Below are 26453 nucleotides of genomic sequence, written 5' to 3' on the forward strand. Positions count from 1 at the left end.
TTAAAAAAATGCCTTATTTTCTAATATCTTGAATACCAATACGTACAAATATATTTCCCAAATCAATTCTCCACAAGATTTAAAAAAATACAGCGAAAATGAACTGCCAGCGATTTGTGAAGAACTACGGCAATTCATTATAGATGTGGTTTCAATGTATGGTGGACATTTAGGAGCAAGCTTGGGGACAGTAGAACTTACAGTAGCCCTGCATTATCTTTTTGATACTCCCAAAGACTTGATAGTGTGGGACGTAGGGCATCAAGCCTACGGGCATAAAATTTTGACAGGACGGCGAGATAGTTTCCATACCAATAGACGCTACCAAGGGATTTCAGGTTTTCCTAAGCGGGAAGAAAGTCCTTATGATGCTTTTGGCACGGGACATTCTTCTACTTCTATCTCTGCGGCTCTGGGCATGGCAGTCGCTAATGAAAATACAGACAGGTATCATATTGCAGTGATAGGCGATGGGGCAATGACTGCGGGTATGGTTTACGAAGCTCTTAACAACGCAGGAGCAAAGCGATTTAAGCATGTCAATCTGCTTATTATTCTTAATGACAACGGAATGTCGATAGACCCCAACATAGGAGCCTTGCATGAATACTTACAAAAAGAGGGTGCTATACAGCAAAATAACTTGTTTAAAGCCTTGCAAATTCCTTACATCGGCAAAATCAATGGACATAATTTGCCTGTGCTTTTAGAAACACTAAGAAAAACAAAAGAAAATAAAGGGGTACAACTCCTTCATATACAGACTGTCAAAGGCAAGGGTTATCATGTGGCAGAGGACGACCAAGTAACTTGGCATGCCCCTACTACTTTCAATAAAGTTACAGGGAAAATTCGCAAAACACAAATGACAGTACCAACTCCCCCCAAATACCAAGATGTGTTTGGAGAAACTTTGGTAGAGTTAGCCCAGCAAAACCTTCGTATTGTGGGAGTTACCCCTGCTATGCTCTCTGGCTCTTCTATGCGACTATTGATGCAGACGTTTCCAGAGCGTACTTTTGATGTGGGCATAGCTGAGCAACACGCGGTTACTTTCTCGGCAGGATTAGCTACTCAAGGCAAACTTCCTTTTTGTAATATTTATTCTACTTTTATGCAAAGGGCTTATGACCAAGTGATTCACGATGTTTGTGTGCAAAAATTGAGGGTAATATTTTGCTTGGATAGAGCAGGTCTGGTAGGAGCAGACGGTGCAACGCATCATGGAGTGTTTGACTTAGCATACTTTCGCTGCCTGCCCAATATGATAGTTTCTGCTCCTATGAATGAGATAGAGCTTCGCAACTTACTCTATACAAGCCAATTGGATATTGCGGCGCTGCAAGATAAGGCTTTCAGTATTCGCTACCCCAGAGGGAATGGAGTCGTGCTGGATTGGCGAGTCCCTTTTGAGGCTGTGCCTATTGGTAAAGGAAGACAAGTAGTAGAAGGAGAAAAAATAGCCATATTAAGTATTGGACATATTGGGAATCATGCTTTAAAGGCTTGCAGTTTGCTCAAAGAAAAAGATATATTCCCTTCTTTGTACGACATGCGGTTTGTTAAACCTTTGGACGAGGCACTTTTACATCAAGTTTTTGCTAAGTATAAGTTTATTTTCACCATAGAAGATGGTTGCCTGCACGGTGGTTTTGGCAGTGCTATAGCAGAGTTTATGCTTGATAACCAATACTTTAAGCCTTTGATTCGCATAGGTATTCCTGACCATTTTATAGAACAAGGAGAAATGCAAGAACTCTATGAGGAGTGTGGCTTGACCGCAGAAAAAATAGCCCAAAGAGTAGAGCAAAGCTACAACCTGCTGAGAGTTAATTAGCCTTTTGTAACTATTCAATTTTCAATACATAACCCAAAAAATAAATGAAATGAACCTGAAAGCATTTTTAGATGAAAAAGTAGCACAGTATAACCAGCCAAACTTCATTGAGCATGACCCTATCCAAATTCCACATCTTTTTTCACAAAAGCAAGATATTGAGATTGCAGGTTTGTTTGCGGCAGTATTGGCGTGGGGACAGCGAGTTACTATCATCAAGAAATGCAAAGAGTTGCTTAGCCTCATGGACTACACTCCTTTTGATTTTATCCGAAACCACCAAGCCAACGACCTAAAACCTTTTTTAAAATTCAAGCATCGTACTTTTAATGATATTGATACACTGTACTTTATCCACTTTCTCAAAAATTTTTATGCTGAACATGACTCTTTAGAGAGTGCTTTTTTGTATAAGGAGAAAGTAATGAGTATGAAAGAAGCACTTATCCACTTTCACCGTTTGTTTTTTAGCTTAGAGGACAGTCCTTTACGCACTCGCAAGCATATTTCTACCCCTGAGCGAAAGTCTGCCTGCAAGAGGCTGAACATGTACTTGCGTTGGATGGTCAGAAAAGATAACAAAGGCGTAGATTTTGGGCTATGGGAAAAAATCGCTCCTCAGTATTTGATTTGTCCTTTGGACGTACATGTAGAACGAGTAGCACGCAAACTTCACTTGCTCACACGCCCTCAGACGGACTGGGAAGCAGCCATAGAACTCACAGAAAATTTGAAAAAACTTGACCCTCAAGACCCCGTCAAGTACGATTTTGCACTTTTTGGACTGGGCTTAGAAAAATTTTGATAGTAAATCTTTAGGGTTTTTAGCTAAGTTATATATAAAGGAACATATTTAAAATCACCTATTTATCTTTGTGATAGCTTACCTTAGATTAACTGCTTGAGGGCAATCTCAAAAGCGCGATGCGCTATCAAAGACTTACTATCGCTGACTGACCTAATCTTGCGGAGAGCTTTGCGAATAGTCATAGAAGTATCCTCAAAAATAGCTCCGTCTGTTACCTCAACCTCGTTCCCCATTAGGTAAGCAAAAACTCTTGCCATGCCACAGTTAGCAATAAAGTCAGGAATGAGAGAAATATGTTGGTCTGCATACTTACCTGTTGCACCCATAAAAATTTCTGGGTCTGCAAAAGGTACGTTTGCCCCACAGGCTATCACTTCCAAGCCTACTTTTATCAGTGCATCTATTTGACTACGAGTAACTAAACGGCTCGCAGCCGCAGGGATAAAGATTTCCGCAGGCGTTTCCCAGATTTGCTCATTGACTTTTTCATAAGGCAGCATATTAGGAGCAATCAATTTATTACCGTCTTTGTCTAAGAGCAATTTGGTGATTTCTTGGAAGGAAAAGCCCTCGGGGAGAATCAGTCCGCCTGCTCTATCGATGATACCAACGATTTTAACACCCATTTTGGCTAAGTAAAATCCAGCCGCACTGCCTACATTTCCCCAGCCCTGTATAATAGCACGCTTTCCTGCTAATTTTCCGTCCCAAAGTTCGTAATAATGAGCTACTGACTGAGCTACGCCGTATCCTGTAATCATATCTGCTACAGTGAGTTTCTTGTGCAAAGCAGGAGTGTAATTGGCATCTTCTATGACTTTGGAAACCCCCTGCCTCAACTGTCCCAATTTATTAATTTTTTCGCGGTCTGTGGGATGGAAATGACCATTGACTATGCCCTCTTGTGGGTGCCACAAGCCGTATTCTTCAGTCATGGGGATAACCTCTGCGATTTCATCTACGTTTAGGTCGCCTCCTGTTCCGTAATAGTTTTTGAGCAAAGGCACAACTGCCTTATACCATCTTTTTAATACTGATTTTTTGCGAGGGTCGTTAGGATCAAAATTGATACCTGATTTTGCGCCGCCTATGGGAGGTCCTGATACGGTAAACTTGATTTCCATAGTTTTAGCCAGAGACTCTACTTCTCGTCTGTCAAGCCCTAATCTCATGCGTGTACCTCCCCCTGCCGCACCACCACGCAGGGAATTGATGACTACCCAGCCACAAGCCTCTGTCTCAGAATCTTGCCACTCAAATACAATTTCAGGTTTTTTATTCTCAAACTTTTGTAATAATTCTTCCATTACTTGTAAAATGTGTTTATTGGTTTTTGCGTGCAAAAGTATAAAAAATAAACAGATTGCATACATAAAAAAACCTCATCAGGTTTACAAGACCCGATGAGGCTAAGTTTGAGTACAAAAAAAATTAATCTTGGTCCCAAAATTCATTTTCCAACACTTTTTTGACCAACTCAATCGTATTTCGGACTTTGAGTTTGTTCATGATATTGGCACGGTGGTTTTCTACTGTTCTGTGGCTGATGAATAGTTTATCAGCAATTTCAGGACTGCTCATTCCGTCTAAAATAAGTTTCACGATTTCTTTTTCGCGTTGAGTAAGTTTGGCAGTAGCTTGAGCGGCTTGTTCACTTTTACGAACTTTTTTGACCATGTTGTTCATCATCACCTTAGAAACGGTACTGCTGAAGTACATTTCGCCTTTGGCGACACTTTGTATGGCTTCTACCAACTCATACTTGGAGATGTCTTTGGGCATGTAGCCTGATACCCCTAACTCTATGGCTTTGCGTATGTAAGCCTCTTCTACGTGCATACTTAATACCACTACTTTAATCTCAGGATAGTTAGCCGTTACAGATTTAATAAAGTCAAAGCCGCTCCCATTAGGCATTGACAAATCAGTCATCACTATATTAGGCTTTACATTTTCTAAATGTTTTAAAGCCTCTTTTACGTTAGATGCTTCTGCTACTACTTTAATATCGCTCTCATTGGTCAGTAATTGCTTTATCCCATCTCTGATGATTTGGTGGTCATCAACCAACATTAATTGTATCATCTTATCAAATAAGCTACTTAAAATAAATCAATTAATTCAAAAGGGTTTAATAGTTGTAAGAGTTGGAAAGGAATAACTTAAAGCGACAAAATCATGGAAAATGAATAAAAACCAACTCATAAATTACATTTAGCAAAACATTAACCACAATTAGCAAAATATTCACCATAACTTTAAAATAGATGAAAAAATTGGAAAAATAAGTTTAATTACTTAATTTTTTTAAGTATAATTACCTAATTTTTAGTAGTTAAAGGGTAGATTTTCAAAATGTAAAGACCTTATTATTAAACACTTATCTTATTTATGTTACTTTGTCTAAACAATAGAGAGCTATCTCCAAAACTGAGAAAGCGATAGTTATTTTCCAAAGCCGCTTGGTAAATCTGTTTCCATGCTTCTCCTACAAAGGCGGCTACTAAAAGAATCAATGTAGTGCTTGGCAAGTGGAAGTTGGTAATAAGGGCATCACAAACTTGGAAAGGATAAGTCGGCACTATCATAATTTCTGTTTCTCCACTAATTTTTTCTAATTTATGCCTTTTCATATAGCTAAGCACTTCTTGGAAAGCTTCTTGTCGACTTGGCAATATTTCTACTTCATATCTGTAAGGCATCAACTTAGCAATTTTGAAAGGGGCATCTGGCAGACTCATCAGTTTTACTCCATACCAATACAGGCTTTCCAAAGTTCGCATAGAAGTAGTCCCTACAGCAATAATTTTTTTACTACTGAGGAGGTTTTCCAAATTTTGCCTACTGACTATCATCTGCTCGGCATGCATGGGGTGGTCTATGATTTTTTCGTGTCGGATAGGTTGGAAAGTACCTCCTGCTACGTGCAAGGTTAGGTAATCTAACTTTACCCCTTGTTTTTGTATTTTTTCTAAAAGGTTTTCTGTAAAGTGCAGTCCTGCGGTAGGCGCAGCAACCGCCCCCTCATTTTTGGCATATATTGTTTGATAATTCGTTTTATCGCTTTCTTGTGCTTCTCTTTTTAAATAATGTGGCAAGGGAACTTCACCTATATAAGTAAGAAGCTCGGCAAAGGAAATATGGGGACTGTCCCATTCAAAATTAATGATTTGTTTCTCGTAATCTTCCAATTCGGCTTTCAAGGTAATTTCTTGTCCGTTGATGCTTACTATTCGTTCTAATACAGGTTCATTTTTTAGTCTTTTTAAATTACCTACGGCACATGCCCAAGTGCATTGGTCGGTAGTAAGCATGGCAGAGTGAACCTCGAGGGGAGTAATAGGATTGAGTAAAAAGATTTCCACTACTGCCCCTGTATGCTTTTGAAAGTATAATCGCGCAGGAGTGACTTTGGTATCGTTAAAAAACAAGGTATCCTCCTGTGAAAGATAAGTAGAAATATTTTTAAATTGGTCGTGAACAATTTGAGCTTGTTGATTGTAAATAAGTAACTTAGACTCATCTCTTTTTTCCAAAGGAAATTTAGCGATACGTTCTTCTGGAAGTTCGTAGTAGTAATCAGCAAGATTAATAGCTTCTAAATCAGGTTTCATGAGTATTGTAATAATTTTATGATACTAAAATGCTTTTAATTGTCTAATTTTTCGAGTTCCAAAGCTAAGAGTTTCAAGTCTTGTTTCATCAAGTTGATTTGTGCCTCAATTTGGTCGTGCATATTAGCCCTATTTGTTAGTTGGTCGGCTGTATATTTCCCACCTTTCCCAAAAAATAAGTAATAAACATCTTCCTTCTTTTTTTCTCTTGTATCTGCAATTTGTCCAAAGCCCAGCCATTTGTCCACAAGTTGTTGTCTTAAAGATTTCTCATTTTTATTTTCGTAAGTCAAGTAATACCAAACCGCAGGAGGAAAAATTCTTGAAGTCGCAGGGGCAGTCCAAATATCTTGGAGGGCATTTCTTGGGTGATAAAAATGTACTTTTCTCTTATTTAGTAGAATCAGCATACCTAAAGTGGTTTCTGCCAAACCTGCACCAATTCCAATGAACTCGGGTCGGTTGCTCTCATCACCATTAGCTAATAAAATACCTGCAATTACTGCCCCTGTTGCACCAATAACGACTGCCCCAACGGTGAGTTTGGTTTCCGCTTCATCTTCTTTTTCTTTCAAATAAGTAGCTACTTGGTCGGCTCGCTCCTCTTCACAGTCCATTTCACTTGCCACAGATGAGATTTCAAGAGAAGCTACGTTGATTCTTTGATGTATTTTCTGCGATAGTTCAGTAATTTTTATTCTTTTCTCGAGAGTTGGATTCGTTTGATAGTCTTTTTTTAAGTTTACAAAATCGGTCAAAAGCCCAATAACTCCAATAGCATTTGCATTATTCAAAGAATGAAAAGAAAAGCAATTAGTTAACATTGTATCAATAGCGAGAGTATGAATAGGTTTGGGTAATTCCTCTTTGGTGTAATTGAAAACTGCTTGCTGATTGCAATTACTCTTATCAAGTTGCGAATTAAGCGAGGCATCTTTAAACCCTCCACAGGCGTTCAGAACAAAAATCCATGTAATAATTACTTTCCAAGTGATTGTTTGCTGTTTGGTCAAATTCATTAATTTATTATCATTATGTTTGCTTTTAATGCCTTTCCAAATGATTATTTTGCCTAAAAGACCGCACAAAGTTAGCTAAGTCAGTACAAAGTTATCGTATTTATGGCTTTCTAATTGAATCATTCTTAGCTTTATCTTATTACTTAAAGTGTTTTTTCTACAAGAAAGTTAGCTTAAATTTTGGCAAAGTGAAAAAAGTATTTATTTTTGCTCTCGAAATAAACTGATAGAAAATAGTAAAACCTTTATTTTCTATTGGTTTGCAAACAACAACATAAACCATATTAGCTAAAAATTATCATTTTATTTTTGTGGCGAATTTGTTTTATGTTACAAAATTTGCGTAAATTGTAGCGATTTTTTTTTGAATATCGTTTTTATACGTAATTTTGTTGTTATATTTATTAATAAACTTAAAGAAAAACACTTACAATCCATGAAAAAAGGTTTGAAAAAATTAAGCTTGTTGGTAGCTTTAGCTACTGTTTTTGCTTTTGCATTTAGCAACGCACAAGCACAAGATGCAGCTAAACCTGAGTCAAAATCAAGCTTCCTTATCGGTGTGAAAGGTGGCTTAACTGTAAACAAAATGTTGGTTTCACATGACTGGAGTGCAACTAACTACTATTCAGGCGGTCAGGCATTGGCTTTTGCTCACTTGAACTTCAACAGTTGGGTAGGAACAGCTTTAGAAGTTGGCTTCTCTCAAAGTGGTGCTTCTCGTTTTGCAACTGAAGCTACTAATGGTCCAAGATTGACTGATTACAGATTGAGCAATGTTCAGGCGAACTTATTGACTTACTTCAAGTTGCCTGTGCTTTCTGTATATGAGCCAAAAATCTTTATCGGTCCATCTATGGACGCAAACGTGTATGCAACAGGTAACGTAGAAGGTATGACTGCCGCAGGAAGTCCTTTGAAATACCGTGTTGATGCTACTAATAACTTCAAGTCAATGGACTGGGCTATGATTGTAGGTTTAGGTGTTGATTTCGACATCAAATTTGCTACTTTGATGATAGATGCTCGCTACAGACATGGTATCACTGATGTAAATAACAAATATGGTTTAGGTGACCAATACATCAGTTCTATCGGCATGGGTAACAGTGATGTACGCACAAGAGGCTGGGCTATCAATGTTGGTCTTGGCTTCAAGATAGGTAAGTAATTCAAGGTAATTTACATATAAGAAAAGCCTCAGAATTTTAGGATTCTGAGGCTTTTCTTATATGTAAGTGAGTAAAAACAACTACCCCAGCCAAGACATTTAGAATGATTGAAGTACTTATCAAGTAAAAAATAACAAATAGTTAAGGGAACTAAAAATGAGTTAAATTCATTTTAAAAGATAAATTACATTTCTTTAAGAGAAAACGAGTTTCTCTTTTACAAAAAAAAGGACATATCATTTTATTTGAATATATGATTAGCATTACAGACAAAGCAAGAAATAAGATTGTAGAGATTCGCAACCAAGAAGGAAAAACAGAGAATCATCATATTAGGGTTTCGGTCAAGGGCGGAGGTTGTTCAGGCTTGATGTACGACTTAAATTTTGACGATGCGAGCTTGCCTAACGACAGAGTTTTCGAGGACAAAGGCGTAAAAATCATGGTGGACAAGAAAAGTTTGCTTTATTTGGCAGGCACTACACTTGATTTTTCTGATGGTCTGAATGGCAAGGGTTTTCAATTTATCAATCCTAATGCCTCTCGTACTTGTGGTTGTGGGGAAAGTTTTGCAGTGTGATTCTTTTGTCATTTTTAATACTACTTACTTTATCTTTTTGAATGGAAGTGGTCAGATAGGAAACTATTTGACCATTTTATTTTAATTCCCTATCATTGCAAGCCAATATTTATCTTAATCCTTTTTTGCTATGTTACACCCTCAGACGCAGGCTATTCATACGGGGCATTTTGCTGATGCCTCCAATGCTATTATGCCACCTATTATTCTTTCCACCACTTTTGAACGTGGCGAAGATGGCTTGTCTTTCCCAAGTGGTTACATGTATTCCCGTTACGATAACCCTAATCGTCATGCCTTAGAAGAAAAATTGAACGCATTGGAGGGGGGAACAGAGTGTATTACCTTTGCCTCAGGCTTGGCGGCGGCAATGGCTATTTTTCAAAGTTTAGGCACAGGTAGTCATTTGATTTTGCCTGATGACATCTACTTTGGGGTAAGGAATATTTTGGAAAAGCTATATGCTTCATGGGGCTTGTCTTTTACAGTCGTAGATATGACAAATCTGAAGGAGGTTGAGCGGGCTATTACACCAAAAACTAAACTGATATGGACTGAAACCCCCTCAAACCCTCAACTTAAAATCACTGATTTACAAGCTATTGCAAACATAGCAAAGGCTCACAAACTACTGACCGTATGCGATAATACTTGGGGAACCCCCTATTTCCAACAGCCTTTTGCTATGGGAATAGATATTGTGCATCATTCTACTACTAAGTACTTAGGAGGTCATAGCGATATATTAGGCGGTGCATTAATTTTTAAAGAGCAAAGTGCAGTAACTGAATTTGTCCGAAATTTTCAAAAAATAGGGGGAGCTGTGCCAAGCCCCTTCGAGTGTTGGCTGTTGAGCAGAAGTTTGGCTACTTTTTATGCTCGTATGCCTATCCATGCAAGCAATGCGATGCAACTTGCGACTTACCTATCTCAGCACCCTAAAATAGAAAAAGTAATGTATCCCGGCTTACCAGATAATGAGTACCATGCGCTTGCTCAAAAACAAATGAGAAATGGTTTTGGAGGTATGCTTTCTATCTTGGTCAAAGGAGGACAAACCGCCGCCCTTCAAATAGCCTCTGGAATGAAAATCATCAGACATGCTACAAGTTTGGGCGGAGTAGAAAGCCTCATAGAGCATCGTAAATCCGTAGAGGGCGAACTATCCAAAAGCCCTGAGAATCTTTTGCGAGTTTCCGTAGGCATAGAGCATATTGACGATTTGATAGCAGATTTTGGGCAGGTTTTAGCCAAGATATGAGATAGTGGATTAGCGTTCTCCTACTATCTCACTTACTTTGGAAACCCCATGCTCATTGAAAGCCTCAATCGCAAAGTAGTATTTCTGCCCTACGGTCAAAGCCCTTAGTTCCAAAGTATTAGGCTCATCATTCCAAATCTGGTAAGTTTGGTACAGTTTGTCTTTGGCTATGCCCCAGAGGATATTGTAACCTACGGCATTAGGCACTTTCTCCCAAGCAATGAAGGCATTTCTTTCGTCTGTATCTCGCCTGACAGTTAGTTTTTTAGGCGTTTGAGGTACTTTGCCTGAGCCATTGCCAAAAACTCGGAAGTCGCTGATAGCCAAATTGGGAGAGGCTACATAAATATGTTCGTACTTCACGTAGCGAGCTTTCATAGGTTTTTCTAATTCTATGTAGGCACAGGGACGGTCTTTTTTAGGCTCTTGGGTCAAATCTCTTACTAAATTCCAATTTTTCCCGTCAAGAGAAGTGTAAAGTTTGAATTGGGTATAAACTTTCTCTGGGTCGTTGTCATAGATATTGGATTTGTAATCTGTGTAATTCATCTGTATAGCTTTGACTTCAAAAACTTCTTTCAAATCCATGACCAGTTCTTCTCCAGACTTATTTTGCTTAGCCACCCAAAAAGTGCGAGGGTTTTCATCTGTTAGTTTTTCGGTATGAAAAGTATCTTTGACCGAGGTAGCTGTTACAGGTTTTCTGTATGAGAGCAACATCCAGCCTGTAAAAAGTTCGTCTTTGTTTTCCCATTTTTGAGTTGGTAAATAATGAGGAAAATCTCCAAAACGCGTATTGGCGAACATTTGGTTGTCTTTGTCAAAGCCTGCGGGAAACATCGCAATTCTCCTTTCAAAGTTCCAATTCACTGCTATCCAAGGCGTTCCTGTATTCCAATAGTTCCCGAAGTTGTCTTGGAAAGTATTGCCGTGTCCTGCCCCCGTCATAAAGCCACCCGGTTTGTAGGAAATAGGATTATAGGGAGCGTACTTAAATCCTTCCAAAGGGTCATCACTTACGTAAGTCCCATTCGCATAGACATTGTACTCTGTTCCCGGCGCACCATATTGGAGGAAGTACTTGCCCTTGTGCTTGGTCATCCAAGCTCCTTCGGTAAAAGGACGAATCGTATCCCTATGATTGCGTCCAAATCGTTCCCAGCCATGATTTTTAGGGTCTAAGTAAATTAAGCCTCTGTAATCGTCTTTGTTTTTGTAGGTAAGCCTTCGGTTTTTGTCCAACTCTGCTCCAAAAATTGGGAAAGTATTTGATGAACCCCAGTACATAAACCAACGGTCTGTATCTTCATCATAAAAAAGTGCAGGGTCCCAAGGTCCTATCAAAGGCGGAAGACGTGGCAACCAACGGTTATAAAACAACAACTTGCCTTTTTCAGGTTCTAAGCTGTAAAAAATAGGTCTTTGCTCAAAAGTAGATTGGAAAAGGTAAAGCGTATCTCTGACTGACAAAGCCGCAGGAGCGCACATGTCTTCCATAGGCCACTTGTCAGGAACGATATATCGCCAATTCACTAAGTCTTTGGAGTGCCACCAACCGCCAGAAATAGTAACAAATAGGTAGTACTCCCCTTTGTGGTTAATGATGACAGGGTCTGCCCCTGAGCGATAGGAAATGCTATCATTCAACTGCTCAAAATTGTACTTGTAATCTATGTCCATAGGGTTACAATAGGTTTTTTGTTGTTGAGCCAAAGAGGAAAAATTGATGTATATAAAGCACAAAATGAGTAAAATAGCTTTTATTTTCATATTTACTTTGAGGTTTAAAGTTATCTATATACAAGCAAACTTATTCATTAGTAAAAATAAAAACTTTCATTAGAAGATATACTCAATCAAAAGTGTTTTTGAAATTTTCTTTACTAAAAGTCCCGCTTCTCTGACACTTCCTGTGTAAAACTTATGTAAGCAATGGACTTTCATCTGCCCTTGACTAACACCGTAGGTGTGCTATTTTTGTAGAAAATAATGAATAAAACCGCGTAGCGGTGGCATATTTCACCCCTACGGGCTTAAAGTTAGATGTAGTACTGTTCATTGGCATACTCCACCCAAAGTGTCAGAGAACCAAAGTCCCTTTCTCAGCAAAAGAAAGGGATTGAAAAATCATTTTATTTTGAGTATAAATACAAATTTTCTGCATAATTGTAACTTTTCTCTACCTTTAAGCATTAAGCAAAAAATTAAAAACAGCAATGTAAAAAAGAAGCGCGTGCATCAATCTGAAAAAGAAATCCAAGAAGAACATGACATCATCAAAAAAGCCATTGAACACCCTGAAGTCTTTGGTTTCTTGTATGAAAAGTATTATAAACAGATTTTTTTATTCATTCTTAGACGCATAGACGACAAGGCAACGACCGCTGACCTTGCTTCGCAGGTTTTTCTCAAAGCAATGCTCAACCTGCCTAAGTACAAGTTTCAAGGTCTGCCGTTCTCGGCTTGGCTTTATCGCATTGCTACTAACCAAGTCAATGAGTTTTACAGAGGTTCGCACTTCCAAAGAGTGGTCAGCGTAGAGGACGAGCAGATAAGTAATGTATTCAAAGAAGCAGCTGTCCCCGACAAGGACAAGGCAGAGCTTATCAGCAAGCTATTGGAGGAGTTGGACGAGGACGAAGTGCAGTTATTAGAATTGCGTTTTTTTGAGGACAGACCTTTCAAGGAAGTTGCTTTTATCTTAGACATTACCGAAAATAACGCCAAAGTACGCACATACAGGATTATAGAGAAACTAAAAAAAATAGCAAAGAGGAATTATGAGTTATAAGTTATATAAATTATTAATTATGAGTGAGTTAATTTTATAAACGTTTTTTGAAAATTAGAAATCTTTAATTTATCTAAATTGTTTCTAACCATTTATGGCACACGGATAATACCGATTTTACTGATAAAACACAGATTTTTGAGTAATTCATCAGTGAAAATACGTATCATCTGTAAAATATGTATTCTAAAGTTATTATGCAAAAAAGTTATTCAATTAACTTGCTGATTATAAGCAAGTAAAAACTCTAATGAAATACAAGCTCAACATCAATAAGCCCGAGGTAGAAGACAAAGAAATCGAGGAGTTCAAAAACTTCCATCGGGTTTTGCGGCAGTACAGGGAAAAGCGGCGAAGCAAGTCCTTGCACAATGTCCTGCTCAGACTTAACAAGCAGTTGCCCATCCTCATCATCTCTATCTTGATGGTGTTGCTCATCATCTATTTTAGCAAAATTTTAAAAAAAGTAGAAAAAATAGAACAGAAAAACCTCCCTCAGCAAGAGCAAAAGTATCAGCGCAAATAAAAATCCAAAATTCATTCTTTGAATGATTGATTTTTAAAAATTGAATAGTAATATTGCAGTGTTTTTGTAAGAAGTGGTAAAACCCAACTCCTCGTGGGTAGGTTTATCAGCTTACACAAGCGATAAAATGTTGCGATTAATTCAAACATTTTTGGCTCAAAATTGATATAATAGCAACAAGCAATTAATCAAAATCATATTCACAATGTCAGACGTTATCCGATTAAAAAAGGGCTTCGATATAAACTTGGTCGGCAAAGCAGAGAAAAGACTCATTGATAATATTCATCCTGATACAGTGGCACTTGTGCCTGATGATTTTGTTGGGATGGGACGCCCCAAAGTAGTAGTCCAAGAGGGCGATTTGGTCAAGGCTGGCACGCCGATTTTTTTTGACAAAAGCATGGAAGAGGTCATGTTTACCTCTCCTGTAAGTGGTGAAGTAGTTGAGATTAAGAGAGGTGAGAAGCGTAAACTCTTGGAAGTAAAAATCTTAGCAGATAAGCAGATAGACTACTTGGAGTTTGAACGCTATACAGTTTCTCAGTTAGCAAGCCTTACCAAAGAAGAAATTATGCCTGAGTTGCTCCGAAGTGGTGTTTGGACAAATATTATTCAAAGACCTTACGGCATCATCGCCAATCCTCAGGATACTCCCAAAGCAATATTCATTTCTACCTTCGACTCCAGCCCTTTGGCTCCTGACTATGATTTTATTTTCAAAGGGCAAGAGCAGTTTTTCCAAGCAGGGATTGATGTTTTGAAAAAAATTGTTCCTCATAATTGTAATATCTATTTGGGAATCAATGCCAAAGCAGAAGTATCAAAAATCTTTGGCGGTACTAAAAACGTGATTTTGAAAAAGTTTGAAGGTAAGCACCCTGTAGGCAATGTAGGCGTACAAATTCACCATGTTTCGCCTATCAACAAAGGAGAAATAGTCTGGACATTAAACCCTTACGGCGTAATTCAAATCGGTAAACTCTTTTTAAATGGAGAATATGATGCCTCTAAGATAATTGCACTGGTAGGTTCGGAAGTCAGTTCCCCACAGTATTACAAGACTTTTATTGGGGCAAATATTGAGAAATACGTTAAAGGAAATATTAAAAATGACCACGTTCGTTTTATCTCTGGCAATGTACTGACAGGACATAAGATAGCCTCCAATGGTCATCTTGGTTTTTATGACCACCAAATTACAGTTATCCCAGAAGGTGATAGACCAAGATTTGTACTTTCTGACGGCTGGCTCGCTCCTACAGATAGGTTAAGTTTTCATAGGGCATTTGGCTTGTTATCCTTCTTAAATCCTAATAAGGAGCGCGTATTAGATACAAGTACCAACGGAGAGGAACGCGCCTTTGTGGTTACAGGGACTTACGAAAAAGTACTTCCTATGGATATTTTGCCTATGCACCTTATCAAGGCTATCTTGGCAAATGATTATGATGCAATGGAAGCCTTAGGAATTTATGAGGTTATAGAAGAAGATTTTGCTTTGTGTGAGTTTGTAGATGTTGCTAAGCAAGATTTGCAAGCTATTATTCGAAAGGGAATCAATATGATAAGGGAAAGCTAAAGATTGAATTACGAATTGTGAATTCATTATTCGTTATTTTTCATTCTTATTAATTTAGAAACATTTAGTTATCACAAAGTATTGTATTGCAGTTAGAACAAGTTAGATATGAGTATTTTATCGGTCTTAGTTAAATTCATATCTCATCATTCATAATTTACAATTAAAAATATGAAGTTTTTACATAAAATCTTAGAAAAACAAAGACCTCTCTTTGAAAAAGGAGGGAAGTTTGAGAGGTTTTTCTATCTTTTTGAGGCAGGGGAAACCTTTTTGTTTACTCCTCCGACCACTACTGCCCCCAAGGGTGTGCAGATTAGAGATGCTATTGACTTGAAACGCTTGATGATGACCGTAGTAATTGCGATGCTCCCATGCTTGCTTTTTGGTATGTGGAATGTAGGTCATCAACACGCTTTGGCGTTTGGCAAGGAAATGTCTTTTATGGATAAGTTCCTTTTTGGAGCATGGTATGTAGTGCCGATGATAATTGTTTCTTATGCTTCTGGAGGACTGGTGGAGGTTATTTTTGCCATTATTCGTAAACACCCTATCAATGAAGGGTATTTAGTTACTGGACTATTAGTTCCTTTGATATGTCCCGTTACTATTCCACTTTGGCAAATTGCTTTGGCAAATATCTTTGCGGTGGTACTGGCAAAAGAAGTATTTGGGGGGACAGGCATGAACGTTTTGAATATTGCAATGACTGCCAGAGCCTTTTTATATTTTGCTTATCCTTCTCAAATTTCTGGTGATGTGTGGACTGCTAATGAAAATGGTGAGGTAATAGCACTTGGTACACAAGGTTTAGTAGATGGTTACTCTGGTGCTACTGCTCTTTCTATAGCCTCCTCAGCAGGTACGCAAGGCAAACCTGTATTAGAAGCATTTGCGGCAACTTGGTCAGAAGGTCTTTTTAGCTTTTGGAATCTATTTTGGGGAGCTATTCCCGGTTGTGTAGGAGAAACCTCTACACTTATGGCACTCGTTGGGGCATTGATATTGGTAGGTACAGGAGTAGCAAGCGGTAGAATCATTGTTGGTGTATTTGCAGGTGCTTATGTAATGGGCTGGATATTTAACCTATTGAGTAGTAACACCTTTGCTCAAATCCCCCCCCACTACCATTTAGTTATGGGCGGATTAGCTTTCGGAGCGGTATTCATGGCAACTGACCCTGTGTCAGCCTCCCATACGAACGTGGGCAAGTGGATTTACGGCTTTTTGATTGGAGTGCTTACTGTGATTATTAGAGTAGTAAATCCTGCTTATCCTGAAGGAATTATGTTAGCTGTGCTTTTGATGAATGTATTTGCACCACTAATAGACCACTATGTAATAGAAGCAAACAAAAAACGCAGAGAAAGGAGGTTAGTACGTCGTGAAGCAATCTAACGGATATATTATTGGATTCGCTGTAGCTTGTACCATTATTTTAGGTGCAATGTTATCTTTGTCAGCAGTAGGTTTGCGAGAGAGGCAAGCTGAAGCAAGGGATTTGGATACCAAAAAGCAAATCCTTGGAGCAGTCATGAACTTCAAAGAAGGAGATGACATCAAAAGCATTTATGCTAAGCGCATTAAATCATTGGTAGTCGATGCCAATGGAGATGAAAAGCAGGGGGTAATTGCTGAAAAAGTTGATATTGGCAAGAACTACAAACTTGCCCCAGAAGCCAGAGAATACCCCGTATTCCAGTTTGTTGATGAAAATAATCCTAATGAGGTAGAAGCGTATATTTTACCTATCTATGGTAACGGTCTTTGGGATAGAATCTGGGGGTATTTAGCTCTTTCTTCAGACTTAAATACCATTAAAGGTGTAGTTTTTGACCATAAAGCAGAAACTCCGGGTTTGGGAGCAAGAATTTCGGATAAAGAAATTCAGGAAAGATACGTGAACAAGAAACTCTATGACCAAAGTGGAAATTTTGTATCAGTAACTATGCTAAAATCAGAGAAAGGGAATACTTTAGATGACCACAAAGTAGATGGCATGTCTGGTGCTACCATGACAGCAAATGGAGTAAATAGAATGATTCACAACTATGTTTCTTATTATCAACCTTATCTGAACAAAATAAAGGCAAAGTTAGCTACTCCCAAAGAGATGCCTGTAATGGACACTGGGAAAGTGAATATAGATACAACAGGCTTGGTAGTAGATACAATAGCAACAAATAAAACATCTAAATAATAAGGATTTAGCAAGAAAATAAAAAAACTATCAATATGGCTGAAACAACAGTAGCAAAAGTAAAACCTTCAGAACCATTACTTTCAAAGAGAAGAAAAGCTCTTATTAATGACCCTTTGAATAGTAATAACCCTATCACGGTACAAGTTCTTGGTATCTGTTCTGCATTGGCAGTTACTACCAAAATGGAGCCAACTCTTGTGATGGCAATAGCTGTAACAGTAGTAGTTGCAATGTCTAACTTCATTATTTCTCTTATCAGAAATTTGATTCCAACACGCATACGTATCATTGTGCAGTTAGCGGTGATTGCAACCTTAGTGGCGGTAGTCGACCAAGTATTGAAAGCTTATTTTTACGATGTTTCTAAGCTACTTTCCGTATTTGTAGGTCTAATTATTACTAATTGTATCGTTATGGGTCGTTTGGAAGCGTATGCCATGGGAAATAAGCCTTATGATTCTGTTTTAGATGGGTTGGGCAATGGTTTGGGTTATGCTTGGATTATTTTGACTGTGGCTTTCTTTAGGGAGTTGTTTGGCTCTGGTGCTGTTTTTGGCTTCAAAGTATTTGAGGCAATTGGTATTTCTGAAACAGGCTGGACAGGTGCGGCTTTCCCAACTAATGGTCTGATGACTTCTCCTGTGGGTGCATTTTTGATTTTGGGTATCATTATTTGGGTACAACGTCATTTTAATAAATATACTGAACATTAATTTATTTAGTTATGAATTATGAGTTATAAATTATTCATAACTCATGACTTATAACTCCAAACTTATAACTAATAAGAAGATGGAATTAGTAAATCTTGGTATAAAATCGATATTCATAGAAAATATGGTTTTTGCCTATTTTTTGGGAATGTGCTCATTTTTAGCAGTTTCTAAGAAAGTATCTACAGCAATGGGCTTAGGTGCGGCTGTTATCTTCGTATTGACCATTACCGTACCTTTAAGTTGGGTTTTGCAAGAGTACGTATTGAAAGAAGGTGCTTTAGTATGGCTTAGCCCTGATTTTGCAGAGGTAAACTTAGAATTTTTACAATTCATTACCTTCATCGCTACTATTGCGGCTACGGTACAGTTGGTAGAAATGTTGGTTGAGAAAATCTCGCCTACGCTCTATGGCTCTCTTGGTATTTTCCTTCCTCTGATTGCCGTGAACTGTGCTATCTTAGGTTCTTGCTTGTTTATGGTGCAGAGAGATTATACTTTTGCAGAGTCTGTCGTATTTGGATTTAGCTCAGGCATAGGTTGGTGGTTAGCTATTATTGCTTTGGCGGCTATCAGAGAGCGTTTGAAGTATTCTAATGTTCCTGCACCTTTACGTGGTTTGGGTATCACTATGATTCTTACAGGCTTAATGGGTATCGCCTTCATGTCTTTCATGGGTATTACTTTATAAAAACATAAATAAGCATTAATTTAGTAAAAGACAACGGAGCAATCAAATGATAATTTCTGTTGTCTTTTGTTTTTACTTCCTCACCGCTTTGAAAGTTCCGTTAGCTCGGGTATAGACTAACTCATAGGTTTGGTGAAATTCCTGCCTTTACTTTTTTACCTGCCAAACTCTCAGCCAAGTCGTTTATAAAAGAGATTTATTTTTAAGGAACTAAAACGCAATCTAAGAAACAGACTAAAATAAGTCAATTAGCTTTTTTCTTGTTTCCAGAAAGGGATGTAAGCCAAATAAGGAGAGGCTGACTTAAACTGGACTGCTAATTTGACCTTAAGTATATGTTCTTTGTTTTCAAGATTTTTTATGTTTATATGGGTAATTATTCCTCTTTCTTTTGTTTTAGGATTTTCATAATATCGCCAATGAAGATTATTTTTGAGTGTGTCATTAACACTGACTTGATAAAATTGAGATAAGCAATCTAAATTTTGATGCGAATATTCTTTCCTTCGTTCATAGGTAGTTTTTTTTATAGATTTTTCCTGCTCTTTGCATATTTCTTGCATATTGTCTTCAAATCCGATGGTGTGGACTATAAATATTTGCAGAAAATCGCTTTCTACAGTATAGCTTGGGATAGAAACACGATAAATAAATTTATCTGAGGCATTCCCATTATCTACAAAACGGTCTTCATAGTGCCGCCAATCCATTTCATGCTCTTGGAAGTTAGCATAAGTCAAATATTTTCTTCCTTCACCTATGCCAGCACCTAACCTGTTGAATATAAATAAGAAGGAAGATATAGTCATAAGACTAATGAATATCAAGAGTAATTTCCATTTTTTAATGTTGCCTATTAAGGTATAGTAAATATTTTTATACAAGAAAGATAAGGTTAAGTAATTCATAAATAAATAGATAGGATAGTAAACTTTACTGAACCATTTTATCTTTTTAATATCGCCAAGGCTCAGAAAATCAACTAAATATAAGAAACCAATGCTACTAATAATGATAGCATAGATGTTGCCTATGTAGGGAATATTGATGACAAATGATATAGAAATGAGTGCTACTAAAGCATAAATAGTAAAACTTAGGATAGTAAGGAAATAAAGAAAAGAGATAGAAAAAAGTAGTCTGCATAATTTTTCCAACCGCTTTATACTATCTAAAATGCTTAAATTGTGTTTGATATGTTCTTTGAATTGTTGAGTATATTGTTCATAAATTTGGTTCATGCCCTGCGGATATACTGCGTACAGACCTATCATGCCCGCCCAAATACCTCGTAAAATTAAATGAGTTAAAAACCCTATTAAAAGTCCTTTTGCCCCAAACTCAATTAGCAATGCCAAAGCAGTTGCTCCTATAAAATCTAAATAGCGAGAAACTACGTAGTAGCGTATAATTTCAGAATAATCGGAAAACTGCAATAGTGCGACTAAGAAAAAGCCAGAAATGAGTAGCTCTACTTCCCATGTACGAATTTTTATGTCTTCTAACCATGAAGGTAAGTGCTGGTTATCTTCGTGCAGATTTTCTTCCATTTTTTACTGTAATTTTTGTTTAAGCAATTCTATATTAGGTTTTTCTAAAGAGGTGGGGAAGTCAAAAGCACATTTTTCCGCTTGCTTTTTAAAGTTTTCACTGTCAATGACACTCACCTTACCCTTGTAAATTAAGACTACTTTATTGTTGTCTTGAGGGACATATTTAAAGTTTACCCATAATTTCTGTTCGCTATAGTTTATGATAGCAGTGCCTTCTTTGCCGGTCAGATGATACAACTTAAACTCTCCTTTTATTTCTTGCCCTTGCAAAGTAAAATTAGCCTTGCAAGAAATTGCTTGGTCGTAATTGTAGGGCTTCCCATAAGCATAAATGCCAAATTGCTTAATATCAAAAACTTTTACTTCATTTGTTTGAGTTTTAGTATACGATTTGACAGAAGTAGAGAACTGCTTATTTGTGTTGCCTAATTGTATAGTATAAAAATTTGCATTATCTTCTATCCGTTGGCAAAGTGTAGCAGATTCATCAAAATTAGCAGTGAGTAGGTAATGCCCATCAGGGGAAGTAGTTAGCCCATAAATAGTCGATTCGCTGATAGGTAGTTCTAAAGTGCGTTTGCTCCCTATCTCAAAATAAATGAGTTTGCCTTTACTTTGTGTAACAATCTGTTTGCTATCAGGGGTGAACGTAACGGCATACACAACCCCAGACTCACCAGCAATATTGTAAGAGGCTAATTCCGTTCCTGCAATGTTCCAAAGTTTTACCGTACCATCTTCGCTTCCTGTAGCTATCTGCTTACCTGTAGCATCAAAAGTAACAGAATAAACACCGTATCTATGTCCTCTAAGAATTGCTTTGGAGTTGCCAGCCCAATCCCAAATTTTAGCAGTTTTATCACTACTGCCTGTAATAAAGGTTTGGTTGTCAGGAGATATTTGTAAGGAGTTGATGTAAGAATCATGGGCATTGATAGACTGTAAAAGACTACCATTTTCTGCCCAAATTTTTATGGTTTCATCATAACTCGCAGAAGCGATTTTTTGCCCATCGGCAGAGAACCCTACTCCAGATACAGCATCTTGATGACCTTTGAAAGTTTGCAAAAGCTCGCCTGCTACATTCCAAACTCTTACTGTATTATCGGCACTACCTGTGGCTATTTTATTCCCATCTTTGGAAAAAGCCACTGCTTTTACTTCGTCTGTATGCCCTTGCAGAGTAGCTAAGATTTTTCCTTCTAAATTATACAATTTTGCTGTTCTATCTCCACTGCCTGTAAGTATTTTTTGCCCATCTGGGGAGAAGGCAACTGCATATACTCTGTCTTGATGTGCTTTAATATTTAGGATTTTTTGATAGTTCCCTCTTGGGACAAAGCTAAACCTGTCCCATATTTCTTCCAATACCCATTTATTTTTAGGGTTCAAGGGGTTATTACTATTGTCCTCACCCATAAAAATCCACACTGAGTCAGCATATTGGGAGAGTTCAGGGAATTTTCCTATATTGAATTTGAATTGGAAGTTCGCCTCAGCCTTTTCATCTGCTTTTATGAGTTGCCAACGTGTGATTTTTTGTTTATTTCCTTTGGCATATAGGCTGTAGTAGGGAGTACGGGATAAAATGCTCATTGTTTTGATAGAATCACTACTGATTCCTGCAAGTTGATAATAACCATATCCTTTTTCTTTTACTGTTTTTGTAAGCATAGCAATTGCTACTTCTTTGCCATTGTCAATTTCGAGATTTTCATTAGTTTCCGTGGTTGCTTTTGTTAAAAACATAGCTACAGACTCGAAGGCTTGGTCTTGATTGCCTAAAAAATCAATGAGCTGACTGACGAGAGTTTCTTCCGCATTGTCTGCTTGGTAGTAATAGAGTTTTGCCTTACCAGCAAAAGGTTGCCCATTTTTTGTTAGGGTGTTTTTTCTGATTAAGATAGATGTTTGCTCTGTAGTACGCAAGGTAGTATCTTCATTAGCAGCAAAAAGTTTTTGAGCTGCCTCTTGTAGAGATGGGTCTGGAATACCCTCTATAATTTCTTGCATCTCCTCACTACCACATACTTGTAATAGCAGAGAAAGGAAAGTAAGTGTTAAAAATGCTTTTAGTCGTTTCATTTGAACCTAATATTATTCTCTACCAATCGTTGGTTTTTGTCATATAGCTATTAATGACATGGGCTATTACATTGATAGTTTCTATAGTTGCTTGCTTTACTTGCACATTTTTGTTGTTTAACTTACCTTTTTCATTGTATAAGTGCTTGTTAGTGATTATCTGCTCAGGATAGTAACGCTTTTTGTTACTGTCTGTATAATAAATATCACTGATTTCATAGCGGTATTTATTTTCCTTTACATCTATTTTTAGGGTGTACCAAATTTTATATTTCGCATTGTCTTTGAGGTAGTCAGTGGCGGCAGTTCCACCGCTTAGAAGGTCTAAAACTACCCCACTTATGATAGCCCCCGTGCTTGGATTGACATTAAAAGGCTCAAAAGTTGTACCGACTAACTTGCCCTCTTCCTTATCCTCTATTTCTAAAATACCTTTCATGGTACCGTATAATTTGAGGAAGCATTCTTTACCGCGCAGGAATAGTGCATTTTTAGTTATACTTTGCATTTCCACTACACCTACAAAACTTACTTTACCTGTTTCCCTGTCCAAAGGCACAGCATCGTTGATTTTAAAATATTCCTTTACTCTGGCTTTCTTGATAGAGGTATCTTCCTCTTTCTCTCCTTTAGCTTTTGCCCTATTATCATTATTTTTAGGCTTTCTTTCATCTGTTTCCTCTTCCTCTTCTCCTAATGCCCTACCTTTGGTTTTGATAATAGCAACAAAAGGTTGTAAAATTTTAATTTGGTCTTTAAGAGGTTTATTAAGCGCATTTTTGCCATTAGGTAGGTCGAAAGTACTTGGTAATTCTTCTATCAAATCTCTAACATATTTTATTTTAATCGCATAGCCCACATTGTCCGCAGAGGGAATACCTGCATTGGTAATACCAACTAAGTTGCCTTCTTTGTCAAATAGAGGTCCGCCACTATTACCAGGTTGGATAGGAGCAGATATTTGATATGTAGTTTTATCGTCTTTGTAGCCAGATATGGAACTAATAGTACCATTGGTGGTTTTTACGGCTTTGCCCATCATATCTGCCAAGGGATACCCCATTGCAAAAACATCTTCTCCTGCGTCCATAGGTTGGGCTTTCAGTGTATAAGGGATATTCTGGAAGGGTTTAAACTTGGGGTCATCTATCTGCAAAATTGCTAAATCGTGTGTTTTATCTGTTTCTATTAACTTCACTTTATACGATTTACGTGAGCCATCAGGTTGTAGTAAATCTACTTCCATTTCTTCTGCCCCTTCTATTACGTGGTAGTTTGTAGTAATATGACCTTGCTTTGAGATGATAATGCCAGAACCATTACCTTCCCAATTCCCTGCCAGCGTAGTACCTTTCACTATGGGCTTACTTTCTTTTTTCTTTTCTTCTTGAGGTTTAAAGTAGGGTTGCTTAACTTTCAAGTATTTTGCAATAATTTCTGTCCCTTTGCCACTTACATAGAAACCAAAATTATTACCGTAGAGAGGTAAGCTTTCTTCTATCATTTTCACTTGCAGTCCATTGATAAAGAAAAAGGTGCTTTCTTTGAGTTTAAAAATTTTGATAACATTCTCTTCCCCTTCTCTATCATTAATAATACCTTTTTTAGGGAGTTTACGCCAGCTACTAATGTTAGCATTAATGCCTTCATATCTTCTTACTATAGCATACTCATCGCTTGAAATATTGAGTAAGAACATATAGTAGTTATCTGGATTTCGCAATCCAAAAATCAAACCTACTTCAGAGCTACCTTTAATCTCTTTGCTTTTGATACGTGCCTCTACTGTATAGTTTACTTCTTGGCTTTCCAAGGGGAAGTTTGCCCACCTCGTAATAACACTTGCTTTGCTATTCGTTTTTATTAAGTAACCCGTTTCTTCTAAATCGTTTAGTATTTGTGAGCTACCCTCAGCTACAGTACCTATTGCCCAGTTATTTTTATTATCAGTAAATGCTTCTTCTGCAATAAGCTCTCCCTTCCCGTATTCGTCATACTCTACGTAACGCTTGTCCATGAGTATATTATTTTTGAATACAGCCTCATATCTGAGCTTGCCAGTGTCATAATATTCTTTGTACTCGCCATCATAAACCCCCTCTTTATAATCTACTTCTTTTTGCTTCCTGCCATTTGGATAGTACCAAGTACATTTACCGTCCAAGATATTTAATTTATCGTCAAGGCTATCTACCTTAGTAAACCTACCTTCCCATTGCAATTCTCCGTTTATTTGATAGTCTTTCACTACACCTTCAGGCTGTCCCTCTTTGCTGTAGCCAATTTCTCGATAATAAGCTGCTCCTTTTTTGTCTTTTAATCTATTCCAATCCATGTCAAAATATTCTCTAACCTTCCTCACCTCAGAACTTGTAGTTTTTACTTTCCTTTCATCTTTCTCTTTATTAAAGTTGAGAGTTTTGTTAGGAGAATCTGTATCTTTTTGGTGGTCATAGTCTTTCACTTCTGCCTTTTTCTCTGTGGGCTTGTAGGGCTTTTTATTGGGCTTTTCATAAACGATTTTCTCAAATTCTTCAAAACTCATCATATTGATAGGAGTACGTTCCCCATGATTTGTATAGGAAATTACACGCCTATTTTCATCAATAAGCGTGATATTTACCTTTACTACATTCCCATTTTTCTTATAAATCTTATCTTGGGAAAAAACACCATATATAGATAAAAAAGCATATAAAAAACAAATTAGAGGTTTCATAGTATATCTAAAATAAAAGATGATGAACGAATCAAGCAAATTTAACTGAGAGAGATAATATTAAGTAGCACAATGCCTAACACAAAAAATAACAACACCAATAAACTAAATATAAAACCTGTCCATGCCCAGCCTTTCCCCTTATAGTCTTTGCGAGAACCTGTTTTGCCAAAACCAATGATTGCCGTTGTCATGCCTATGACGCTAAGGACTAACCCAGCCAAAGGAAATAAAAGCACCAGCAGTACACTTAATAAACCTGCGCCAAACGAAGTAATACCCGACCAGTGCATAGGTCTATCATCTTGTTTTTTTAGCTTATGAGCAACTAGCCTAAGTGCTAACTTCTCTTTCAAGGTCAAGGGAGCATTTTTTTGTTGAATAGCTAAATTTTTAAGTACATCATAGCTTAGCTGCTTGTTTACCAAACTACTATCTACTTTATATGGAGATGTTGCTGAGGCAAATACAAAACCTAAAAGGCATAGTGAAAATAAAAAAAGTAATTTTTTCATAATTTTTTAATTTTTTAAAAGTGAAAATAAATGATAGATAGTAAATGCCTAAGAGTATTTTTTGCCAAAATATTTATTCTATTAATCCTAATTCACCCGTAATCCTAATTCACCTGTTCATAACTCTCTCGCTGAATATTATGTATGCTTGCGACTATCAAATAACTTTTCTGTCCTTAATTCTTAATCCCTTCAAAAATTAACTCACTATACACAATCGAGCTTATGCAAATTGGCGTATTGCAAGGACAGGTACAACTTCCAACATCATCAAGAAATCTTACTCTAATAGTAGCACCAGAAATAGTTACTTTGTAGTTACCTCTTTTCCCTTCTATTTCATCTGGATTGTTATTACTTCTACGCATTATTACATTGGGCATTGTCCTCGGTGGTACGGAATTACTTGTAGAATTTACCTGAACGTTTACAGTAGTATCATTGACCGCTACTAAAATTGCTGTTGCATTACTTGAAATGTAGGTTACAGGTGGCGCACATATACCACTGCAAAAACTTGCATTATACCTTGTTCCCCCTGTATAATTACCACTAATTAACTTGGCTACACTGGCTTCTGGTTCAACAACATCACTACTTTTATTGCAAGCATACAAAGCCAAGAGTATCAGCCCGAGACTTGCTCTATTACTTAAAAAAAAACGAAAGAATTTTGAATTTTTCATAGTCCTAAACAGATTTAAAATAAAATAATTTTGAAAGTTTAAAAGCAACAAAACTGATTGAGAGATTTCTACATTTGCCGAATTTTACGAGCAATATC

The 26453-nt window shown here is 37.3% G+C and carries 22 protein-coding genes; 12 read left to right on the plus strand and 10 right to left on the minus strand.

The window, feature by feature from the left end:
- Nucleotides 1-28 precede the first annotated feature (28 nt).
- Nucleotides 29-1837 (plus strand): 1-deoxy-D-xylulose-5-phosphate synthase, encoded by a 1809-nt coding sequence (locus BM141_RS00485; RefSeq protein ID WP_091538283.1) that lies wholly within the window; start codon nucleotides 29-31, stop codon nucleotides 1835-1837.
- Between the two features lie 49 nt (nucleotides 1838-1886).
- On the plus strand, nucleotides 1887-2642 hold the full coding sequence (locus BM141_RS00490; RefSeq protein ID WP_091538285.1) for a TIGR02757 family protein: 756 nt from the start codon (nucleotides 1887-1889) through the stop codon (nucleotides 2640-2642).
- Between the two features lie 83 nt (nucleotides 2643-2725).
- Here the strand turns inward: BM141_RS00490 and BM141_RS00495 are convergent, their stop codons facing one another.
- From BM141_RS00495 to BM141_RS00510, 4 genes are all read right to left on the minus strand, one after another.
- Entirely contained in the window at nucleotides 2726-3952 is a 1227-nt protein-coding gene (locus BM141_RS00495; RefSeq protein WP_091538544.1) for a Glu/Leu/Phe/Val dehydrogenase dimerization domain-containing protein, read from the minus strand.
- Between the two features lie 124 nt (nucleotides 3953-4076).
- On the minus strand, nucleotides 4077-4730 hold the full coding sequence (locus BM141_RS00500; RefSeq protein WP_091538287.1) for a response regulator: 654 nt from the start codon (nucleotides 4728-4730) through the stop codon (nucleotides 4077-4079).
- 287 nt (nucleotides 4731-5017) lie between these two features.
- Complete coding sequence (locus tag BM141_RS00505; RefSeq protein WP_177217218.1) at nucleotides 5018-6259, minus strand: S-adenosylmethionine:tRNA ribosyltransferase-isomerase; 1242 nt, start codon at nucleotides 6257-6259, stop codon at nucleotides 5018-5020.
- A gap of 35 nt (nucleotides 6260-6294) precedes the next feature.
- Nucleotides 6295-7278, minus strand: a complete 984-nt coding sequence (locus BM141_RS00510) for a hypothetical protein (protein WP_143090731.1) — start codon at nucleotides 7276-7278, stop codon at nucleotides 6295-6297.
- Nucleotides 7279-7714: 436 nt separating this feature from the next.
- Here BM141_RS00510 and BM141_RS00515 point away from each other — a divergent pair, with 436 nt between their 5' ends.
- The 3 genes from BM141_RS00515 to BM141_RS00525 all read left to right on the plus strand — a co-directional run bounded on the left by BM141_RS00515 (nucleotide 7715) and on the right by BM141_RS00525 (nucleotide 10291).
- Nucleotides 7715-8449, plus strand: a complete 735-nt coding sequence (locus tag BM141_RS00515) for an outer membrane beta-barrel protein (protein WP_091538293.1) — start codon at nucleotides 7715-7717, stop codon at nucleotides 8447-8449.
- Between the two features lie 254 nt (nucleotides 8450-8703).
- Nucleotides 8704-9030, plus strand: coding sequence for a HesB/IscA family protein (locus tag BM141_RS00520; RefSeq protein ID WP_091538294.1), 327 nt, complete (start codon nucleotides 8704-8706; stop codon nucleotides 9028-9030).
- Between the two features lie 130 nt (nucleotides 9031-9160).
- Complete coding sequence (locus BM141_RS00525) at nucleotides 9161-10291, plus strand: trans-sulfuration enzyme family protein (RefSeq protein WP_091538295.1); 1131 nt, start codon at nucleotides 9161-9163, stop codon at nucleotides 10289-10291.
- 9 nt (nucleotides 10292-10300) lie between these two features.
- Here BM141_RS00525 and BM141_RS00530 read toward each other — a convergent pair whose 3' ends face one another.
- Entirely contained in the window at nucleotides 10301-12061 is a 1761-nt protein-coding gene (locus BM141_RS00530) for a family 43 glycosylhydrolase (RefSeq protein WP_091538296.1), read from the minus strand.
- Nucleotides 12062-12428: 367 nt separating this feature from the next.
- Here BM141_RS00530 and BM141_RS00535 point away from each other — a divergent pair, with 367 nt between their 5' ends.
- From BM141_RS00535 to nqrE, 7 genes are all read left to right on the plus strand, one after another.
- Nucleotides 12429-13082, plus strand: a complete 654-nt coding sequence (locus tag BM141_RS00535) for an RNA polymerase sigma factor (RefSeq protein ID WP_245763949.1) — start codon at nucleotides 12429-12431, stop codon at nucleotides 13080-13082.
- Between the two features lie 250 nt (nucleotides 13083-13332).
- A complete protein-coding gene (locus BM141_RS00540) occupies nucleotides 13333-13608 on the plus strand; it encodes a hypothetical protein (RefSeq protein WP_091538297.1) in 276 nt (91 codons plus the stop codon).
- A gap of 205 nt (nucleotides 13609-13813) precedes the next feature.
- Nucleotides 13814-15190: a Na(+)-translocating NADH-quinone reductase subunit A gene (locus BM141_RS00545; protein WP_091538298.1), complete on the plus strand. Its 1377-nt coding sequence runs from the start codon at nucleotides 13814-13816 to the stop codon at nucleotides 15188-15190.
- A gap of 171 nt (nucleotides 15191-15361) precedes the next feature.
- Nucleotides 15362-16588, plus strand: a complete 1227-nt coding sequence (locus tag BM141_RS00550; protein ID WP_091538300.1) for an NADH:ubiquinone reductase (Na(+)-transporting) subunit B — start codon at nucleotides 15362-15364, stop codon at nucleotides 16586-16588.
- On the plus strand, nucleotides 16575-17390 hold the full coding sequence (gene nqrC, locus BM141_RS00555; RefSeq protein ID WP_091538302.1) for an NADH:ubiquinone reductase (Na(+)-transporting) subunit C: 816 nt from the start codon (nucleotides 16575-16577) through the stop codon (nucleotides 17388-17390). Before BM141_RS00550 ends, nqrC begins: the two co-directional genes overlap by 14 nt.
- Nucleotides 17391-17425: 35 nt before the next feature.
- Nucleotides 17426-18106, plus strand: coding sequence for an NADH:ubiquinone reductase (Na(+)-transporting) subunit D (locus BM141_RS00560; RefSeq protein ID WP_091538303.1), 681 nt, complete (start codon nucleotides 17426-17428; stop codon nucleotides 18104-18106).
- 79 nt (nucleotides 18107-18185) lie between these two features.
- A complete protein-coding gene (nqrE, locus tag BM141_RS00565; protein WP_091538305.1) occupies nucleotides 18186-18797 on the plus strand; it encodes an NADH:ubiquinone reductase (Na(+)-transporting) subunit E in 612 nt (203 codons plus the stop codon).
- 248 nt (nucleotides 18798-19045) lie between these two features.
- On the opposite strand, the gene BM141_RS00570 is transcribed toward nqrE, so the two are convergent.
- From BM141_RS00570 to BM141_RS00590, 5 genes are all read right to left on the minus strand, one after another.
- The gene (locus BM141_RS00570; RefSeq protein WP_091538306.1) at nucleotides 19046-20347 is read right to left on the minus strand and encodes a hypothetical protein; all 1302 of its coding nucleotides are present in this window, start codon (nucleotides 20345-20347) and stop codon (nucleotides 19046-19048) included.
- A gap of 3 nt (nucleotides 20348-20350) precedes the next feature.
- Nucleotides 20351-22435: a WD40 repeat domain-containing protein gene (locus BM141_RS00575; protein ID WP_091538308.1), complete on the minus strand. Its 2085-nt coding sequence runs from the start codon at nucleotides 22433-22435 to the stop codon at nucleotides 20351-20353.
- Between the two features lie 19 nt (nucleotides 22436-22454).
- A complete protein-coding gene (locus BM141_RS00580) occupies nucleotides 22455-25154 on the minus strand; it encodes a trypsin-like peptidase domain-containing protein (RefSeq protein WP_091538309.1) in 2700 nt (899 codons plus the stop codon).
- Between the two features lie 41 nt (nucleotides 25155-25195).
- Nucleotides 25196-25669: a hypothetical protein gene (locus tag BM141_RS00585; RefSeq protein WP_091538311.1), complete on the minus strand. Its 474-nt coding sequence runs from the start codon at nucleotides 25667-25669 to the stop codon at nucleotides 25196-25198.
- 176 nt (nucleotides 25670-25845) lie between these two features.
- Nucleotides 25846-26355, minus strand: a complete 510-nt coding sequence (locus BM141_RS00590) for a hypothetical protein (RefSeq protein WP_091538313.1) — start codon at nucleotides 26353-26355, stop codon at nucleotides 25846-25848.
- Between the last annotated feature and the right edge of the window lie 98 nt (nucleotides 26356-26453).

This window comes from Thermoflexibacter ruber (assembly GCF_900113045.1).
GTDB classification, from domain to species: Bacteria; Bacteroidota; Bacteroidia; order Cytophagales; family Thermoflexibacteraceae; genus Thermoflexibacter; species Thermoflexibacter ruber.

Excerpts from the sequence above, each read along its gene's own strand:
- BM141_RS00545 (WP_091538298.1), top strand. The coding sequence starts at position 13,814 with ATGTCAGACGTTATCCGATTAAAAAAGGGCTTCGATATAAACTTGGTC.
- BM141_RS00490 (WP_091538285.1), top strand. The coding sequence starts at position 1,887 with ATGAACCTGAAAGCATTTTTAGATGAAAAAGTAGCACAGTATAACCAG.
- BM141_RS00515 (WP_091538293.1), top strand. The coding sequence starts at position 7,715 with ATGAAAAAAGGTTTGAAAAAATTAAGCTTGTTGGTAGCTTTAGCTACT.
- BM141_RS00530 (WP_091538296.1), bottom strand. The coding sequence starts at position 12,061 with ATGAAAATAAAAGCTATTTTACTCATTTTGTGCTTTATATACATCAAT.
- BM141_RS00520 (WP_091538294.1), top strand. The coding sequence starts at position 8,704 with ATGATTAGCATTACAGACAAAGCAAGAAATAAGATTGTAGAGATTCGC.
- BM141_RS00525 (WP_091538295.1), top strand. The coding sequence starts at position 9,161 with ATGTTACACCCTCAGACGCAGGCTATTCATACGGGGCATTTTGCTGAT.
- BM141_RS00495 (WP_091538544.1), bottom strand. The coding sequence starts at position 3,952 with ATGGAAGAATTATTACAAAAGTTTGAGAATAAAAAACCTGAAATTGTA.
- BM141_RS00570 (WP_091538306.1), bottom strand. The coding sequence starts at position 20,347 with ATGGAAGAAAATCTGCACGAAGATAACCAGCACTTACCTTCATGGTTA.
- nqrE (WP_091538305.1), top strand. The coding sequence starts at position 18,186 with ATGGAATTAGTAAATCTTGGTATAAAATCGATATTCATAGAAAATATG.
- BM141_RS00500 (WP_091538287.1), bottom strand. The coding sequence starts at position 4,730 with ATGATACAATTAATGTTGGTTGATGACCACCAAATCATCAGAGATGGG.
- BM141_RS00550 (WP_091538300.1), top strand. The coding sequence starts at position 15,362 with ATGAAGTTTTTACATAAAATCTTAGAAAAACAAAGACCTCTCTTTGAA.
- BM141_RS00540 (WP_091538297.1), top strand. The coding sequence starts at position 13,333 with ATGAAATACAAGCTCAACATCAATAAGCCCGAGGTAGAAGACAAAGAA.
- BM141_RS00575 (WP_091538308.1), bottom strand. The coding sequence starts at position 22,435 with ATGAAACGACTAAAAGCATTTTTAACACTTACTTTCCTTTCTCTGCTA.
- BM141_RS00560 (WP_091538303.1), top strand. The coding sequence starts at position 17,426 with ATGGCTGAAACAACAGTAGCAAAAGTAAAACCTTCAGAACCATTACTT.
- BM141_RS00510 (WP_143090731.1), bottom strand. The coding sequence starts at position 7,278 with ATGAATTTGACCAAACAGCAAACAATCACTTGGAAAGTAATTATTACA.
- BM141_RS00505 (WP_177217218.1), bottom strand. The coding sequence starts at position 6,259 with ATGAAACCTGATTTAGAAGCTATTAATCTTGCTGATTACTACTACGAA.
- BM141_RS00590 (WP_091538313.1), bottom strand. The coding sequence starts at position 26,355 with ATGAAAAATTCAAAATTCTTTCGTTTTTTTTTAAGTAATAGAGCAAGT.
- BM141_RS00585 (WP_091538311.1), bottom strand. The coding sequence starts at position 25,669 with ATGAAAAAATTACTTTTTTTATTTTCACTATGCCTTTTAGGTTTTGTA.
- BM141_RS00580 (WP_091538309.1), bottom strand. The coding sequence starts at position 25,154 with ATGAAACCTCTAATTTGTTTTTTATATGCTTTTTTATCTATATATGGT.